Raw genomic sequence first — 15,512 nt, 5'->3', positions numbered from 1 at the left:
ACCGACCGCCCGGGACGGGGCGGTTCTTAAGGCATGGCAGGAGGTGATGTCAATGTTAACTGCCCCGTTCCGGGCCAGCAAATTCCGGAAAACAACCCGTACACAGCATAACCGCCCGGATCGGCCTGATTTGCCCAATCGCAACCTGCGGCAATGCCTTGCCAAATTCGTTATATCCTATAATCAATTTGGCAACCGGTCGGGAGGAAACCAATGCCGAAGCTGAAGCTGCCTGCTATCGACGATGTCGTCGCCATCGACATCCACACCCATGCCGAGGAGCCGTGCGGTTGCCATCCCGACGACGGTTACGATGATTTCCAGGCGCAGATGGCCGAGTACTTCAAGTCGCCGAACAAGCATCCGCCGACCGTGCCGGAGACTGCGGCCTATTACCGCTCCAAGAACATCGCCGCCGTGATCTTCCCGGTCGACGCCGAGCGCGAGACCGGCTTCCGCCGCTACAACAATTACGAGATGCTGGAAGTGGCCTCCGAGCATCTCGACGTCCTCATCCCCTTCGTCTCGATCGACCCGCACAAGGGCAAGCTCGGCGCGCGCGAGGCGCGCAAGCTGATCGAGGAATACGGCGTGCGCGGCTTCAAATTCCACCCGACCATGCAGGGCTTCTACGCCAACGACCGCATGGCCTATCCGCTCTACGAAGAGATCAACAATGGCGGCGCGATCGCGCTGTTTCATACCGGCCAGACCGGCGTCGGCTCCGGCATGCCCGGCGGCATGGGCATGCGGCTGAAATATTCCAACCCGATGTACATGGACGACGTCGCGGCGGATTTCCCCGACCTCAAGATCATCCTCGCCCACCCCTCCTTCCCCTGGCAGGAGGAGGCGCTGTCGGTCGCGACCCACAAGCCGAACGTCTATATCGACCTCTCCGGCTGGTCGCCGAAATACTTCCCGCCGATCCTGGTGCGCTACATCAACTCGATCCTGCAGGACAAGATGCTGTTCGGCTCGGACTGGCCGGTGATCACGCCGGACCGCTGGCTGTCGGATTTCGCCAAGATCGACATCCGCGACGAAATCCGGCCGAAGGTGCTGAAGGCGAACGCAAGGAAGCTGCTGGGGATCTAGGCGCTCACTCATTTGGCAGAGCATTGAGGGCTTCGATTTCGCGATCGAAGCCCTCAGGCTCGCATGCTCGTGGCCTCAGACCTGCGCGAGGCCGCCATCGACGAAGACCTCGCCGCCCGTCATGTAGCTGCTGTCCGAGGACGCCAGGAACGCGGCCACCGCGCCGGTCTCACTCGGATCGCCGACGCGCCCGATGGGCGTCGTGCTCCCGAGCGCGTCAAAAGCCTCCTCGCCCACGACCTCCAGCGCAAGCTCCGTCTTGGTCGGCCCGGGCGACAGCACGTTGACGCGAATGCCAGTGCCGCGCAGGTCCAGCGCCCAGCTCCGCGCCAGATTGCGGATCGCGGCCTTGGTCGCACTGTAGATGCTGAACTGCGGCGTTCCCATCACGCCCGTGCTCGAACCGGTCAGGATGATCGACGATCCCTTCCGCATCAGCGGCAGGGCTTTCTGCACCGTGAACACCAGCCCTTTTACATTGACGTCGAAGATCTGATCGTAGTGCTCAACCGTGATCTCGCCGAGCTGCGCAAACGCCCCGGTCCCGGCATTGGCGAACAGCACGTCGAGGCTGCCGCGTTCGGCTTTCACTGTCGCGTATAGTCGGTCGAGATCGGACAGATCGGTGACCGAGCCCCTGACCGCGCGCGCCGAGGACCCCAGCTGCGCGAGGGCAGCGTCGAGCGGCTCTTGCCGCCGCCCGAAGATGTAGACGAACGCGCCTTCATCGACGAACCGCTTGGCGGCTCCGAGCCCGATGCCGGTTCCACCGCCGGTCACCACCGCCGTCTTGCCTTTTAGTCTGCTCATGATGTGCTCCTTCATTGAGGTTGCACTGAGCTGGCGGTGTACCCACCTATCGACAAGTATGCACCTTTTGGTAAGTACCCGAAAAATGTCTTCAGATCGTTCAGCCTCAATTTTCCCACCGGCGCAGGCTCAAGCAGACGTCCAGCGTTGCACGCCGAACCTGCCCGGCTTCACGTGCGGCCTGGATGCGACCCTGCGGGTCGTCTCCGGCAAGTGGAAGCCGCTGATCCTGTACTTCCTCGCCCAGGACGGCCCGACCCGGTACGGCGAGCTGCGGCGCGCCGTGCGCGACGTTAGCGACAAGGTGCTGATCCAGCAGCTGAAGGAGTTGGAGGCCGACGGTCTGGTCAAGCGGACCGACTACAAGGAGGTGCCGCCGCGCGTGGACTATGGTCTCACGCCTCTTGGGGGCAGCCTGGCCCAGGCCCTCGTGCCGCTCTGCTCCTGGGGCACGGAGCATATGGCGGAGGTGAGCCGGGTCTTCGCCGAGCGGGAGGGCTGGACGACAAAGGGAGCGAACCGATGACCATCAACGCCGTCGTCTTCGATGCCTACGGAACACTCTACGACATCCAGTCGGTCGCAGAGATCACCGAGGATGCGTTTCCGGGCTATGGCGAGATCATCACGCAGGTCTGGCGCATCAAGCAGCTCGAATACACCTGGCTGCGCTCGCTGATGCGACGCTACCAGGACTTTGCCGCGATCACCCACGACTCGCTCGCCTATACGCTGCGTATCCTCGGGCTCGCTTACGAGAACGACGCGTTCGAGCGCGTCATTGCGAAATATCTGCAACTCGACCTCTATCCGGATGCGACCGCAGCGCTCACCGCACTGAAACCGCGAAAGCTTGCCATCCTCTCCAACGGCAGTCCGGACACGCTGAACGCACTGGTGCGCAATTCCGGCCTCGACACCCTGCTCGACGCCACCATCAGCGTGGACGCGAAGAAGATCTTCAAGCCCAGCCCGGAAGCTTATGAGCTGATCGGCGAGGTGCTCGGCACCGCGCCGCATGAGGTTCTGTTCGTCTCCTCCAATCCCTGGGACGTGGCTGGTGCGAAATCGTTCGGATTGAACGTTGCCTGGATCGAGCGCGTCACGCCCGAGGCCATGGCGCTGGCTTGCGTCGAGACCGAACTCGTGGCACCGCTCACCATGTTCAAGGCGATCCGCACCCAGATGGACGAGCTCGGCTTTGCGCCGGATCATCGTGTCCGCGCGCTCTTGGAGCTGCCCGGGATCGCCTAGGCGTCGCGGCCCGCCTATGAGTTTGTCATGAGCCGCCTGGAATGAGCTGCCTGGAATGAGCCTTCAATCCGTTCGTGATTTCTTCGCCGAGAAAGCCCCCGACATATCCGTCATCGAATCCCCGATCAGCTCGGCGACCGTGGCCCTGGCGGCCGAAGCCTATGGGGTCGAGCCGGGGCGGATCGCCAAGACGCTGTCCTTGCGGATCGGCGAGCGCGTCATCCTGATCGTCGCCGCGGGCACCTCGCGCATGGACAACAAGAAGGTCAAGGCGCAGTTCGGCGGCAAGCCGAAGATGCTGGGACTGGAAGAGGTCGCAGAGATCACCGGGCACGAGGTCGGCGGCGTCTGCCCGTTCGGACTGAAGTCGCCGCTGCCGGTCTATTGCGACGTGTCGCTGAAGGCGTTCGACGTGGTGGTGCCGGCGGCGGGCTCGACCCACAGCGCCGTGCGCATCACGCCCGAGCGGATGGCCGAGCTGACGGCGGCTGAATGGGTCGACGTCTGCGAACACCGACCCTAGGGCGGCTAAAGCGCGATGAGTCTGGGCTGAAGCGATGGTGGCGGCGAGTACACCTCTCCCGGAGGGAGAGGTCGGATCGCATCGAAAGATGCGATCCGGGTGAGGGGGATCAGGTCTCACCAATCGCTGCGGCCCTCACCCGGATTGCTGCGGACGATGCTTTGCATCGCCGAGCGCAATCCGACCTCTCCCCGCTGGGGAGAGGTGAACACAAACGACCGACCTGCCAAGAGCTCTAATCGTCCTCGTCGTAGGGTGCCGGTGCCATAGCGGGCGGCGGCGCGGTGTTGTAGCGCGGCGGCGGCGCGGCGCGATTGCGCGGCGCCGACTGCGGCGATTGCGCCTGATTGTTGGACTGGAACACGGCACGGCAACCGCTCGAGAGCTGCGGCGTGTTCTGCTGCAGGCATGCCACGATGCGATTCACATCCGGGACCTGGTCGCTGCACAACCGCCACACATCCGGTGTGCAGGCCATCTGCTGTTCCATCGTGCCGCGGTATTCTTGCGCGGAAGCCGCGCTCTGCGCGAGGATGCCGCCGATCGCGATCGCCATACCCAGCGCAATCCGCTCTGTTCGCATGTTCGGTCCTTCCAAGTTCCCCAAACCTCCTCAATCAATGAGGCGGGCGAAAGGTTCTGGACCAACAACAAATTGTGAAAACTCGGTGCGTTCGAGCGTCATTCCGATCAGGGCTAGCTGCCCGCGCCCAATTGGTGCCCCTTCGCATCCGAAGGTGTCATTCCGAAGCGTCGCCGGAATGTCCGATGAAAGTAAGAGACGTCGTTGAAGCCGGCGAGATAGGCGAGTTCGCTGATCTTGCTCAGCCGGTGCAGCGGATCGCGCAGCAGCCGCGCCGCCCGCATCAGTCGTTGCTCCAGGAGAAATTCCGAGAACGTGGTGCCGTCGCGCTCGAACAGCATCTGGATCGAACGCGTGCTGGCGCGGTGGCGCCGCGTGAGGTCGCTGAGAGTCAGATTGCCGTCGCCGAGCCGCGCCAGAATGTCGGCCTTTATGGCTTCCAGCCGAGCCGCAGCGAGGCCGCGCTCCTTCGCTACTTCGCTGGCGTCGCGCCTGCCGCCGAGCACCAACACCATCAAGTCCATCAGGTGTTGCGAAACGGCGTGCTGCGCCAGCGCATCCAGTCCCGGGGCGTGTTGAACGGCGAAGTCGTAATACTGACGAAGAAGCGCAGTGAGCCCGGGGTCATGATCGAGCGGCCGCGCAACTCTATCTTCGGCATCGGGGCAATAAGACAGCAGCGTCTTGCGATCGAACAAAGCGGCCTTGTTGCTGCCCTCCCCGAGCTGCGAGACGAATGCACCCTTGATGGAGGCGTCGATGAGAGTGACTCCCAGCGGCGCGACTTCGAGCGCGCGACGGCCCATGACCGCATGCAACGGCGAATCTGGCGCCATCAGCAAGGCCAGATTATCGCTGACGCCGAGCGTCATAAACCTGATCGGCGTGCCGTTGCAGGAGGATATCGTTGCCTGTGGCAGCATCAACGCTTTGACGTCGCACTGAAAAGAGCCGTCGGACAAGGGCGCAAGATCGGCTGCCATCACGCGGCGGCAAAATTCCTCCCGCCACATTTCATAGGCCGGTCCGCTCGGGTCGCCGGAGTAGCCAAGGCGCGGCACATCGGGGATCGATCGGCCGTCGGTCGCCGTCAACGCGCATCTCCTCTTCCGAAAGCACTGATATCGCTTTGGTTGCAGCGCGCAATACGTTTCGATTAACGTTGCGCATCAGGCAAACTGAATTTGCGCGTCAGTCCATTTCCTGCGGCACCGGCCGCGCCGCCGGCGCCACCGTCCGTGGCATCGCCGCAACAGGGTCGTGCAAAAGAGCATCCTGCACCTTTCTCCATAGGGCGCTTCGCATAACGCCAAGAAGCCTGGCGACGTCCCCGCTAGCAATCGTGCTGGAATGAGGAATCGTCGATGCCGAACGCAATGCCGGTCTATACCTTTAACGCCAGAAGAGCCGCTTTCCTGAGCAACATGCTCGTCACCACGGCGCTGGCGCCGCTGGTGCTCGCCGCGTTGCCGGTCCTGCTGCCCGGCCCGGCGTTTGCCGCCTGCACCGTGGCCGGTACCGGCACGATCGGCGCGCTCAATTCAGGCGACGTGGCGACCTGCACCGGCGTCGGCAACACCGATCACATCAACGCCACGGGCGAAAGCAACGTCACGGTCAACGTCGGCAACGGGGCGACGACCTCGCTCACACCGGGAGCCGTAACTCCGGCCATCGTGTTCGACGGCACCATCGCTTCGCATGTAACCGTGAGCGATCAAGCCACGGTCTCGACCTACGGCGGAGCCGTCCTGCTCTCCAATGGATCGAACAGTAACACTGTGACGATCGCAGCCGGCGGGATCGCGGAGGGTACGGGCAACGTCGAAGCGGCGATCGTCATCGACAATTCGAACAACAACGTCATCAACATTCGCGGGACGGCAGTCGGCACCGGACCAAACACAACGGGACTCCGAATAAGCGGGACCTCGAATGGCAACGTCGTCCTCGTTTACGAGAGCGGTTCGATCGGCGGCGACCATACCGGCGTGCAATTCGCTGCCGGGGGCAACACTCTCATCAATGCCGGCACGATTTCCGGCGGCTTCATGATCGCGATCCAGGGCTCTTCCGGCGCCGACACAATCCTCAATGTCGGAACAATCTCAGGCGGCGGCAGCGGAGCGATTGACCTGCTCGGGGGCGATGACGTGCTCGCCCTCGCCCCAGGCTCGACGATCACCGGGACCGTACGTGGCGGGACCGGCACCGACACGCTGAGTTTCGGCGGCAGCGGCAGCGCCTCGTTCGACCTCGGTAATCTCGGCGGCCCGGCTCTCCAGTATGATGAGTTCGAGCAGCTGGCGAAGACGGGCTCGTCGGTCTGGACCCTGACCGGCACCACCGCCTTCAACGGCACCACCACGGTGGACGCCGGCGGCCTCGTCGTGAACGGCACGCTGCCCTCCGTCGTGACCGTGAATGGCGGCTATGTCGGCGGCACCGGCACGGTGGGCGGTCTCGTCGTCAGCAGTGGCGGCACGGTCGCACCCGGCAATTCGATTGGGACTCTCAACGTCAATGGCAACGTCGCCTTCAACGCCGGATCGATCTATCAGGTCGAGATCAATGCCGCCGGCCAGTCCGACAAGATCGCGGCAACCGGGACCGCCACGCTCAATGGCGGGACCGTGCAGATCTTGCCGCTCGGCGCCGGCTTCATCGCCAACACCCAATATACGATCCTGACCGCCACCGGCGGCGTCAACGGGACTTTCGCTGGCCTCACGACTTCGGGCAGCCCGCTGGTCTCGGGACAGCTCAGCTACGACGTCAACAACGTCTACTTCATTCTTCAGCAGATCGGGGGCTTCGGCACGCTGTCGGGCCTGACGCCGAATCAGACCGCAGTGGCCGGCGCGCTGGACCAGGCGCAGCTCGGCGGCGCATCGGGGACGCTGACCACGGCGATCAACACCCTCGCCGCGCTCAATGCGTCTGGCATCAAGGCCGGTCTCGATGATCTCGCCGGTCAGGTTCACGCCGATGGACGCCGCTTCGTCGCCGATCAGGCCGACATGTTCCAGACATTCATGTGGAATGCCGGCACGCAATCGCGCGGCGAAGCGGTGCGCATGTCGGCCACGGCCTACGCGCCGGAGCCGGCCGATCCGATCGGCAAGGCCCTCGCGGGCCGGCGCGCCACGCCGGCGCGGAGCGTCTGGTTCGGCGGCTACGGCAATTGGGACAAGGTGGCGACGAGCGGCATTGCCTTCGGAACGAACACGACCGTCGCTGGCGCCGCGCTTGGCGCCGATCTCTGGCACATGCCGGGCTTCACGGCAGGGCTTGCGATCGGCGCATCGACGGGCCAGCTGCGGATGGCCGGCCGTGCCGACCGGATCGACGCCAATTCCGGTCATGCGGGCTTCTACGCGCGCGGCGAGAGCGGAGGCTTCAATCTCGCATCCGCCATCAGCTACTCCTTCGCGGCACTCGAATCCTCTCGTACGATCGGATTCCTGGGCGAAACTGCGACCGCCTCCTCGCGCGCGAACACCTTTGCCGCCTCGCTCGGCGTCGCACGTCCCTTCGCGACTGGATGGGGCTTTACGGCCGAGCCGTTCGCCGAGGCCGACTGGTATTCGACGCGGCAGGGCAGTCTATCCGAAGCGGGGGCACCGGGCGTAAACCAGCTGGTGCAGGCCGGCAGCTTCGACGTCGCCTATGGCACGGCAGGTCTGCGCACCCATCACCAAGTGATGATGCCGAACGGCCAGACGGCCCAGCTCGGCGCCACGCTCGCCGTCCGCCACCAATTGACCGGCAGCGCGGCGTCCACCACCGCGGCCCTGGAGGGCGCCCCCGGCATTTCGTTCGCGATCACCGGCGTCGAGCGTGCACGCACGGTCGCGCTCACCGGCGCGGAGATCCGGTGGGATCTCACGACTGCGACCTCGTTCAAGGCGTCCTATGAGGGCGCATTTGCGCCGGGATATGACCGGCACACGGTGCGAGGCGTGGTCCGCAGCGAGTTCTAGGACCGCTCCACCTTGCCGATCTTCTTCACTGCCGCGATCAGCAGGGCGCTGTCGGTCACGACGAACTCGGCAAAAGCGGGAGCATCCTGATATCGCGCCCGAGATGTTTACGAAGCGTTAGCCATGTTCGATCGAGCCCGGAACGCGTGCCAGCACCCGCTGTTGCCCTCCCAACGGACGGAGGGAGCGATGCGCAATCTCGGAACCATCGACGTTGCATTGGACGAGATGCTGGTGAATCTCGCCGCGATCGTCTTGCGGCTTTCAAAGCCCGAGTTGACGCGAACGCCGGAAGCGCGGCGCGCGCTGGCGCAATCCGTCCATCAATATGCAGTCTGCGCGAAACGCTCGAGCGACCCTCGCGTCCACGAATTGAAGTCGCAGCTGGAAGAAACGCTGAAGCCAAGCCTGCGCATCGTCGCGATCGACGGCGTGGAGGTGTCGTAGTTCAGCACCGTCATTGCGAGGAGCTCTTGCGACGAAGCAATCCAGAATCCCTCCGCGGAACGATTCTGGATTGCTTCGCTGTGCTTGCAATGACGAGGTCGTTGAAGGTGCTCGTTCTACGACGCCTTTGCCTTTCCGCGCATCCGCCGCTTGCAGGTGCCCGGCAGCTTGGCCGCAAGGAAATCGCCGAGCGCCTCGACCCGCGCGGGCCGCGGGCCGCCGGGCGGCGTCACCAGGTGCACCGCGCCTTCGGCCTGCTTCCAGTCCTTCAGGATGACTTCGACCTCGCCGGAGGAAATGGCCTCACCGACGATGAACTCGGGCAGCTCGGCGATACCGAGGCCGGCGATCAGCGCCGGCATCACGGCTTCGCCGTTGTTGACGCGAAGCGGGCCGCCCGGGCGCACGCTGGCCTGCTCGCCGGCCGAATTGGTGTAGTGCCAGACGTTCGGCGTCGAGAGATAGGCGTAGCTGAAGCACTTGTGCTGGGCGAGATGCATCGGATGCGTCGGCCTGCCGTGGCGCTTGAGATAGGACGGCGCGGCCACGGTATAGCGTGGCATGGTGAAGAGCTGGCGTGCGAGTAGCGACGAATCGGGCAGCCGCGCGATCCGCACGGCCATGTCGAAGCCTTCGCCGATCAGATCGACGGTCGCATCGCTCAGATGAAGATCGACCGAGACTTCCGGATAGGCCTGGAAGAATTCCGGCAACAGCGGCGCTACCGCCTTGATCCCGAACGTCATGGGCACGGCGAGCCGGACCAGCCCGCGTGGCGCCACCGATTGCGCCAGCGCCTCGTTCTCCGCGGCTTCCCCATCGACGAGCAGGCGCGTCGCGCGCTCCGCGAGCTTGTGCCCTGCATCGGTCAGCGCGAGGCGACGCGAGGTGCGGTTGAACAGCCGGGCGCCGAGCCGCTCCTCCAGCCGCGTGACCGCCTTGGAGACCGTCGCCTTTGAGGTGGCGAGCTCACCGGCCGCGGCCGCGAACGACCGCAGCTCCACCACCTTCGCGAATATGGCGAGCGCCTCGAAATCGGGGAGTTTGGCCATGGCGGCACCGGGTCTCTTTGGGAAACAATGGGTTTCAGCAGTTTCTATTTCTATACCAGGCTGGACGGCTTATCCAAGCGTCATCAGGAGTGACGCAGATGATCGAACTCAGACCTTTCGCAAAGCTCGGCGGCGCCGACCACGGTTGGCTCAAGGCCAAGCATCATTTCTCCTTCGCCAGCCATTATGACCCGAACAACATGGGCCATGGCGCCTTGCGGGTGTGGAACGACGATGAAATCGCGCCCAACACCGGCTTTCCCGCCCATCCCCACGCCAACATGGAGATCATCACCTATGTGCGCGAGGGCGCGATCACCCATCAGGACAGCCTCGGCAACGAGGGGCGGACCGAGGCAGGCGACGTGCAGGTGATGAGCGCGGGCAGCGGCATCCGCCACTCCGAGTACAATCTCGAGCCGACCAGGACGCGGATCTTCCAGATCTGGATCGAGCCGACCGAGCACGGGGGACAGCCGACCTGGGGCTCGAAGCCGTTTCCGAAGTCGGACCGCTCCGGCAAGCTCGTCACCATTGCGAGCGGGTTCAAGGACGACGCGGACGCGCTGCCGATCCGGGCCGATGCGCGGGTGCTCGCCACCACGCTGAAGGCCGGCGAGAGCGCCGAGTATGAGCCGCAGACGTCGCGGCATCTCTACCTCGTGCCTGCGGCCGGCTCCGTCGAGATCAACGGCGTGCGCGTCAATGCGCGCGACGGCGCCGCGATCCACGACGAGGCCAGGCTGAAGATCACGGCTCTGGAAGACTCCGAGCTCGTGCTCGTCGACGCGGCGTAACGATCCAAGCAATCCATCATCTATCCCAATCCCAACGGAGACCACCCATGACCAAAGTTCTCGTCCTCTATTATTCCGCCTATGGCCACATCGAAGCCATGGCCAACGCCGTCGCGGAAGGCGCGCGCGAAGCCGGCGCCATTGTCGACATCAAGCGCGTGCCGGAGCTGGTGCCGGCCGAGGTCGCGAAAGCCTCGCACTACAAGCTCGATCAGGCCGCGCCAGTCGCCAAAATCGAGGACCTCGCGAACTACGACGCGATCATCGTCGGCACCGGCACACGCTTCGGCCGCATGGCCTCGCAGATGGCGAACTTTCTCGACCAGGCCGGCGGGCTCTGGGCCAAGGGCGCCCTGCACGGCAAGGTCGGCGGCGCCTTCACTGCGACCGCGACCCAGCACGGCGGCCAGGAGACGACGCTGTTCTCGATCATCACCAACCTCCTGCATTTCGGCATGGTGGTGGTCGGCATGAACTACGGCTTCGCCGGCCAGATGAAGCTCGACGAGGTCACCGGCGGCGCACCCTACGGCGCTACCACGATCACCGGCGGCGACGGCAGCCGCCAGCCCAGCGCCAACGAGCTCGCCGGCGCACGCTATCAGGGCCGCCAGATCGCGGAGACCGCGAAGAAACTGCACGGCTGAGCTGTATGGCCAAGCCGCGCAGTCAAAGCCTTACGATCGACTGCATGGCTGATGCGATCTGGGCGGCATTCTGATTCGAGGATGCCGCCCCATCTATTTGACGGATCATATTGGACGAAGACGACGAGAATGGCTTTCGAACTCTTGCTGATTGCGCAGACGATCCGCAGGCCCGCCCAGGCACTGATGCGGCGCTGGTATTGCCGCAGCCTGTTCCGGGCGTCACGCGGCCGGATGTGCGCCGGCTGCGCGGGATCTTGAAGCCGGGCGCCAGCCTCAAGCGCGTTCGGCTTTCTTCCTGACAAGCTCCTTGCCGATCGGCCGCGCAGGCTCACTCCGCAGCACCAGCGAGGTCGTGACGGCGCCGAAACCGGCAATACGATCCACGATCGTTTCGAGATCTTCCGGCGCCGGCACCAGCACTTTCAACACGAAGCAGTCATCGCCCGTCACGCGATGGACTTCGACGATGTGGGGAATTTCGCTGAACCGTTTGAGGCAGGTCTTGATATGCTCATGCGAGGTGCGCAGGCGCACGAGCGCCATCAGGCCGAGCCCGAGGGCGCGCGGGTTGATACGGGCGCCGTAGCCTTCGATGATCCCGGCTTCCTCGAGCCGCTTGACCCGTTCGGAGACGGCCGGCTGGGACAGCCCTACGGAGCGGCCAAGCTCGGACAGCGGCACCCGCGCGTTGGCCTGCAGTGCCTCGAGGATCTTCAAATCCTTGGCGTCGACGCTCCCGAAGCGATCCAACAAAATTCTCCGTTCCACCTTGAGATCATCGGCAGACGGCCGCTTCCGCCGATGACTTGCCATGTGATGCAGGACCGCGATCGGCCACACTGCGACGTCACCTCAGATATCACGGGACGATCATGCACGACATCATCACTTTGCCCGGCCTCGGCGGCTCCGGCGATGCCCATTGGCAAACGCTATGGGAGCAGGCTGATGCCCGCGCCAGGCGATTTCAGCCGGCGAGCTGGGACCAGCCGGACCTCCGCGACTGGGAGCAGTCCCTGGAGCGCGCGGTCGAGCGCTGCGCGAGGCCGCCTGTCCTGGTCGCACACAGCCTCGCCTGCCTGCTGGTGGCGCACTGGGCCGCTCGCTTCCCCTCCGCGATTGCGGGCGCCTTTCTGGTCGCTGTCCCCGATCCGGACGGCGCCAACTTTCCCGCGGAGGCCGCCGCGTTCCGGCCGGTCCCGAACGGCACGCTGCGCTTTCCCGCGCTCGTCATCGCGAGCACCAATGATCCCTATGGCGCGCTCGAGGCGACCCGGCAACGGGCACATGATTGGCAGTCCGGCCTGATCGTGGCTGGCGCACTCGGCCACATCAATGCCTCGAGCGGGCTCGGCGACTGGCCGCAGGGACGCGCATTGCTGGACGCTTTCAGTGCGGGCCTGCGGAGGTGACGGCGAGAAGGACGGCAACGATCAGCGTGGTCCCTTGCCAATCGCACGCGCCGCGAGTGAGGCGAGCTTCGGGTGGCGGCGCAAGCCCTGCGCGGCATGGTCCCGCCATGCATAGGGCAGGCCGCGCCAGGACAGCGCGACGCTGACATCGGTCAGCGGGATCTTCGTGGCGCCGAAGCGGCGCTTGTAATCCTGGTTGCCGATGCTGAGATCGAAACGACGCACGCCCTTTGCATGCAGCGCCGCCATGGTGCGCTCGATGACGAGCAGCCCGGGCGAGCAACTCGACCATGAATCGCCGCCGTGGCTGATGCGCAGCAGATAATAGGTTGCGCCTTGCCTGACGCCGAACGAGGTGCCGATGACGCCCTCGTCGCAAACCAGCGCCGAGACGACGGCATAACCTTCTCTGATGCCCTGGCGGGCAACCTCACGATAGAACCGCGCATGGGTCTCGTCGTTGAGGACGAACGGCGAGCCGAGCTTTTGCATGCGCGCCTGCTGCTGCACATCCATCACGTCCAGCAGTTCGAGCGCGCGCGCGATATCCGTGGCGATCTCGAACCGCGCGCCGGTATGACGGGTGAAGACGCGCCAGCAGCGCGGCATCTGCATGCGCTTGATCGAGGCCTGGTAGGATTCGTAGTCGTCGCCCATCAGCACGAGATTGCCATTGAGCGAGGAGGATCCGATCCGGCCGAGCGACACCAGCGGATTGGGCTTGCCGCCGACTTGCGCCGGCATCTTCCTCAGGCGGAGCAGATCGAAACCGTCGGGCAGCGCCCGCAGCGCGTCGATCAGGGCCCTGTTGAACGCACCCGCTGCCCCCGCGTCCAACGCAGCATCGAGCATCAGGATCGGCGCGTTATTGTCGGAGACGCCGAGGTCCGCGAATTCGACGACGCGGATGCCGCGCCTGACGTGGCTGATCATCGGCACGATCGCGATGTCCTTGCCGCTGGCGGCATCGGAGACCACGGCGATCAGCGGGGTGACTTCGCGAAACGCCTCGTACCAGGCGCCCAGCCAGTAGACATGCTGGAACGCGGTGCGGTGTCCGCCATTCAGGCGCGAGGCCACCTGCCGCCAGTCACGCAGGAAATCGATCGCGATTCCCGACGTGCTCGACGCCCGACCATCCAATTGCTCGACGCTGAGAAAGGTCATTCGTTGCGCATACGACTACTGAGTGTTTCCAGATAGATGATGTTCTGCTGCAGACCACAAGCAACGTCTCTGCTCATCCTTAAGCAGTTGCCACTCGGGACGGCCCGGCTGCGACAAGCTGTCAGGGTTTTGGTTCCATCTGCTCGACGCATTGGAACCTCGCCAGGAAGTGGAGGCCGGCCACGGCAAAAGCGAACATGAACCAGATCGGATTCTGCCGATCGAGCAGGAAGGTCTCGGTGGCTCCGTAGTACAGACCGAACAGCCATACGGTCAGGAACAGCTTGGCCAGCGCGCTGCTGCGGCTGTGCGCCTGGGCCGTCTGGAAATTGCCGAGCGGCGCCAGCACGAAGACGAGAACGACCAGCAACAGGCCAGGCAGGCCGATGGTGACTGCGAGATCGAGATAGCTGTTGTGGCTATGAGCCGCGGTGGTCGCCCATTCGGCACCTTGCGCGGTCTGACGTGCCGTCACGTCGTCCCAGAACGCCGCATAGCCGTGACCGATGATCGGCTTCTCCGCGACGGCCGCGAGCGCGAACTCCCAGATCGCGGAGCGGCCGGTGAAGGTGGGATCGAGCGGAAGCAGCCGCGTCAAGCCACCGAGCGCCGGGCTCATGACGCTGCCGACCGTGAGCAGGTTCATCAGGATCAGCGGCACGAAGCAGATGATCCGCTTCAGCCACGCGCTCCGCGTGACGAAGACCAGCGACGCCAGCGCGTAGATCGCAACGCAAAGCACCGAGGACGTCTTGCCGCCGGTGAAGATCAGGAAGATGCCGGCAAGCGCGGCGATCGCCGGGCCCATCACGAAGGAGCCGACGGCGGACAGGTAGATGCCGACATAGACCAGTATGGTCATCACCGGCGAGGCGACGTTCTTGTGGCCGAAACTGCCGCGCCAGTCGCCGGCGAGCTGCGGCTCGGTGATATCGAGCGCCGTGTGGATCGAATATTGCGGCGCGAGGAAGACGCCGAGATAGCACAGCGCTAGCAGCGCCAGCGCGGCGGCACCGAGGCAAAGGTTGAAACTGCGCTGCGTCGGCGGCAGCAACGGCAGCAAGACGGCGAGCGATGTCACGCTGGCCGTGAGCACGAACCGCTGGAGCGAGACGCCGCGGCTCTCGGAGAAGACGATGTTGACCATCAGCCACCCCACGAGACAGAGATGAAGCGGTGTCAGCAGGCTCTTCAGCGCAGGCGCATCCGAGATTGCGACACACAGCATCGCGACCGCAGCCAGGAGCCCCCAGGAGACATAGGTCAGTGCCATTCGTCCGCCCACGATGGCGGTGACGTCGGGATTGCGCAGGTCCGGGAACGGATCGAGCGTCACCAGCACCAGCAGCAGCGACCCGACCGCCACGACGCAGCGCGCTGCGTGCAAGGCGTTGAGCCCCGCAAGGGCGTGGCGCAGGACATGGCCGAGCGATCTCGCCTCGATCTCAGTCGTGTCTGCGGCGCTGCGATCCAAACTGCAATCCATAGGCAAGTGATGGGCGGGGGGCCTCAATTTCTAGCTCGTCCCCGTTAACCATCCGTCAACCAGCATCCCGACGATGGCGGACACTCGTGCAATCGAGCTGCGGCCGCATTCTTCCAGGCTTGCCATCGGCTCGATGGCTCCGGCTTAACGCTAATACACGAAACCGGCGCCGTGCAGACCTTCGCGGCAACGCTTCGACCACAATGGGGATATCATCCGCAGCGCCCGAGGTTGCGTCCGCTGGCGTTGG

At 64.6% G+C, this 15,512-nt stretch carries 16 protein-coding genes and 1 pseudogene; 9 read left to right on the top strand and 8 right to left on the bottom strand.

The features are described 5' to 3' along the window. Nucleotides 1-213 precede the first annotated feature (213 nt). The gene (locus AX729_RS23490) at nucleotides 214-1,098 is read left to right on the top strand and encodes an amidohydrolase family protein (RefSeq protein ID WP_061026658.1); all 885 of its coding nucleotides are present in this window, start codon (nucleotides 214-216) and stop codon (nucleotides 1,096-1,098) included. A 75-nt stretch (nucleotides 1,099-1,173) separates the two neighbouring features. On the opposite strand, the gene AX729_RS23485 is transcribed toward AX729_RS23490, so the two are convergent. Further along, on the bottom strand, nucleotides 1,174-1,908 hold the full coding sequence (locus tag AX729_RS23485) for an SDR family NAD(P)-dependent oxidoreductase (RefSeq protein WP_061026703.1): 735 nt from the start codon (nucleotides 1,906-1,908) through the stop codon (nucleotides 1,174-1,176). 160 nt (nucleotides 1,909-2,068) lie between these two features. Here AX729_RS23485 and AX729_RS23480 point away from each other — a divergent pair, with 160 nt between their 5' ends. Genes AX729_RS23480 through AX729_RS23470 form a run of 3 tightly spaced genes read left to right on the top strand, consistent with a single transcriptional unit; the run spans nucleotide 2,069 to nucleotide 3,685 of the window. Continuing rightward, entirely contained in the window at nucleotides 2,069-2,434 is a 366-nt protein-coding gene (locus AX729_RS23480) for a winged helix-turn-helix transcriptional regulator (RefSeq protein WP_061026702.1), read from the top strand. Continuing rightward, nucleotides 2,431-3,162 carry a haloacid dehalogenase type II gene (locus tag AX729_RS23475; protein WP_061026657.1) on the top strand — a complete coding sequence of 244 codons (732 nt, stop codon included), beginning with the start codon at nucleotides 2,431-2,433 and terminating at the stop codon, nucleotides 3,160-3,162. The genes AX729_RS23480 and AX729_RS23475 overlap by 4 nt, the downstream gene beginning before the upstream one ends. A gap of 55 nt (nucleotides 3,163-3,217) precedes the next feature. Continuing rightward, nucleotides 3,218-3,685 carry a YbaK/EbsC family protein gene (locus AX729_RS23470; protein ID WP_061026656.1) on the top strand — a complete coding sequence of 156 codons (468 nt, stop codon included), beginning with the start codon at nucleotides 3,218-3,220 and terminating at the stop codon, nucleotides 3,683-3,685. A 235-nt stretch (nucleotides 3,686-3,920) separates the two neighbouring features. Here the strand turns inward: AX729_RS23470 and AX729_RS23465 are convergent, their stop codons facing one another. Further along, the gene (locus AX729_RS23465; protein WP_061026655.1) at nucleotides 3,921-4,268 is read right to left on the bottom strand and encodes a hypothetical protein; all 348 of its coding nucleotides are present in this window, start codon (nucleotides 4,266-4,268) and stop codon (nucleotides 3,921-3,923) included. 113 nt (nucleotides 4,269-4,381) lie between these two features. Beyond that, nucleotides 4,382-5,362, bottom strand: a complete 981-nt coding sequence (locus tag AX729_RS23460) for a helix-turn-helix transcriptional regulator (RefSeq protein ID WP_082770521.1) — start codon at nucleotides 5,360-5,362, stop codon at nucleotides 4,382-4,384. 270 nt (nucleotides 5,363-5,632) lie between these two features. On the opposite strand from AX729_RS23460, the gene AX729_RS23455 reads away from it, so the two are divergent. Continuing rightward, the gene (locus tag AX729_RS23455) at nucleotides 5,633-8,251 is read left to right on the top strand and encodes an autotransporter outer membrane beta-barrel domain-containing protein (protein ID WP_061026654.1); all 2,619 of its coding nucleotides are present in this window, start codon (nucleotides 5,633-5,635) and stop codon (nucleotides 8,249-8,251) included. On the opposite strand, the pseudogene AX729_RS41840 reads toward AX729_RS23455, so the two are convergent. After that, nucleotides 8,248-8,355, bottom strand: a pseudogene (locus tag AX729_RS41840) (tripartite tricarboxylate transporter substrate binding protein); the annotation flags it as partial. The gene AX729_RS23455 and the pseudogene AX729_RS41840 overlap by 4 nt on opposite strands. An 85-nt stretch (nucleotides 8,356-8,440) precedes the next feature. Between AX729_RS41840 and AX729_RS23450 the strand changes: the two are divergent. Then, nucleotides 8,441-8,698, top strand: a complete 258-nt coding sequence (locus AX729_RS23450) for a hypothetical protein (RefSeq protein ID WP_061026653.1) — start codon at nucleotides 8,441-8,443, stop codon at nucleotides 8,696-8,698. 116 nt (nucleotides 8,699-8,814) lie between these two features. On the opposite strand, the gene AX729_RS23445 is transcribed toward AX729_RS23450, so the two are convergent. Next, entirely contained in the window at nucleotides 8,815-9,750 is a 936-nt protein-coding gene (locus AX729_RS23445) for a LysR family transcriptional regulator (RefSeq protein WP_061026652.1), read from the bottom strand. Between the two features lie 98 nt (nucleotides 9,751-9,848). On the opposite strand from AX729_RS23445, the gene AX729_RS23440 reads away from it, so the two are divergent. Together AX729_RS23440 and wrbA are read left to right on the top strand one after the other, a co-directional pair. After that, complete coding sequence (locus AX729_RS23440; RefSeq protein ID WP_061026700.1) at nucleotides 9,849-10,547, top strand: pirin family protein; 699 nt, start codon at nucleotides 9,849-9,851, stop codon at nucleotides 10,545-10,547. Nucleotides 10,548-10,594: 47 nt separating this feature from the next. Further along, entirely contained in the window at nucleotides 10,595-11,194 is a 600-nt protein-coding gene (gene wrbA / locus AX729_RS23435; protein ID WP_061026651.1) for an NAD(P)H:quinone oxidoreductase, read from the top strand. A gap of 276 nt (nucleotides 11,195-11,470) precedes the next feature. Here the strand turns inward: wrbA and AX729_RS23430 are convergent, their stop codons facing one another. Continuing rightward, complete coding sequence (locus AX729_RS23430) at nucleotides 11,471-11,947, bottom strand: Lrp/AsnC family transcriptional regulator (protein WP_061026650.1); 477 nt, start codon at nucleotides 11,945-11,947, stop codon at nucleotides 11,471-11,473. Nucleotides 11,948-12,036: 89 nt separating this feature from the next. On the opposite strand from AX729_RS23430, the gene AX729_RS23425 reads away from it, so the two are divergent. Continuing rightward, nucleotides 12,037-12,609 carry an RBBP9/YdeN family alpha/beta hydrolase gene (locus AX729_RS23425; RefSeq protein WP_502686915.1) on the top strand — a complete coding sequence of 191 codons (573 nt, stop codon included), beginning with the start codon at nucleotides 12,037-12,039 and terminating at the stop codon, nucleotides 12,607-12,609. A gap of 21 nt (nucleotides 12,610-12,630) precedes the next feature. On the opposite strand, the gene AX729_RS40600 is transcribed toward AX729_RS23425, so the two are convergent. Then, entirely contained in the window at nucleotides 12,631-13,776 is a 1,146-nt protein-coding gene (locus AX729_RS40600) for a GNAT family N-acetyltransferase (RefSeq protein WP_061026648.1), read from the bottom strand. Between the two features lie 121 nt (nucleotides 13,777-13,897). Beyond that, complete coding sequence (locus tag AX729_RS23415) at nucleotides 13,898-15,250, bottom strand: O-antigen ligase family protein (protein WP_061026699.1); 1,353 nt, start codon at nucleotides 15,248-15,250, stop codon at nucleotides 13,898-13,900. Between the last annotated feature and the right edge of the window lie 262 nt (nucleotides 15,251-15,512).

Source organism: Bradyrhizobium sp. CCH5-F6, from assembly GCF_001556045.1.
In the GTDB taxonomy this organism is placed as follows: domain Bacteria; phylum Pseudomonadota; class Alphaproteobacteria; order Rhizobiales; family Xanthobacteraceae; genus Bradyrhizobium.
Note: the sequence above shows the minus strand (reverse complement) of the source record. Positions and strands in the feature narration are given on the sequence as shown.

Bases quoted from the DNA above. Each gene is read 5' to 3' on its own strand.
- wrbA (WP_061026651.1), top strand. From the start codon at position 10,595: ATGACCAAAGTTCTCGTCCTCTATTATTCCGCCTATGGCCACATCGAA.
- AX729_RS23490 (WP_061026658.1), top strand. From the start codon at position 214: ATGCCGAAGCTGAAGCTGCCTGCTATCGACGATGTCGTCGCCATCGAC.
- AX729_RS23465 (WP_061026655.1), bottom strand. From the start codon at position 4,268: ATGCGAACAGAGCGGATTGCGCTGGGTATGGCGATCGCGATCGGCGGC.
- AX729_RS40600 (WP_061026648.1), bottom strand. From the start codon at position 13,776: ATGACCTTTCTCAGCGTCGAGCAATTGGATGGTCGGGCGTCGAGCACG.
- AX729_RS23470 (WP_061026656.1), top strand. From the start codon at position 3,218: ATGAGCCTTCAATCCGTTCGTGATTTCTTCGCCGAGAAAGCCCCCGAC.
- AX729_RS23450 (WP_061026653.1), top strand. From the start codon at position 8,441: ATGCGCAATCTCGGAACCATCGACGTTGCATTGGACGAGATGCTGGTG.
- AX729_RS23475 (WP_061026657.1), top strand. From the start codon at position 2,431: ATGACCATCAACGCCGTCGTCTTCGATGCCTACGGAACACTCTACGAC.
- AX729_RS23445 (WP_061026652.1), bottom strand. From the start codon at position 9,750: ATGGCCAAACTCCCCGATTTCGAGGCGCTCGCCATATTCGCGAAGGTG.
- AX729_RS23440 (WP_061026700.1), top strand. From the start codon at position 9,849: ATGATCGAACTCAGACCTTTCGCAAAGCTCGGCGGCGCCGACCACGGT.
- AX729_RS23485 (WP_061026703.1), bottom strand. From the start codon at position 1,908: ATGAGCAGACTAAAAGGCAAGACGGCGGTGGTGACCGGCGGTGGAACC.
- AX729_RS23455 (WP_061026654.1), top strand. From the start codon at position 5,633: ATGCCGAACGCAATGCCGGTCTATACCTTTAACGCCAGAAGAGCCGCT.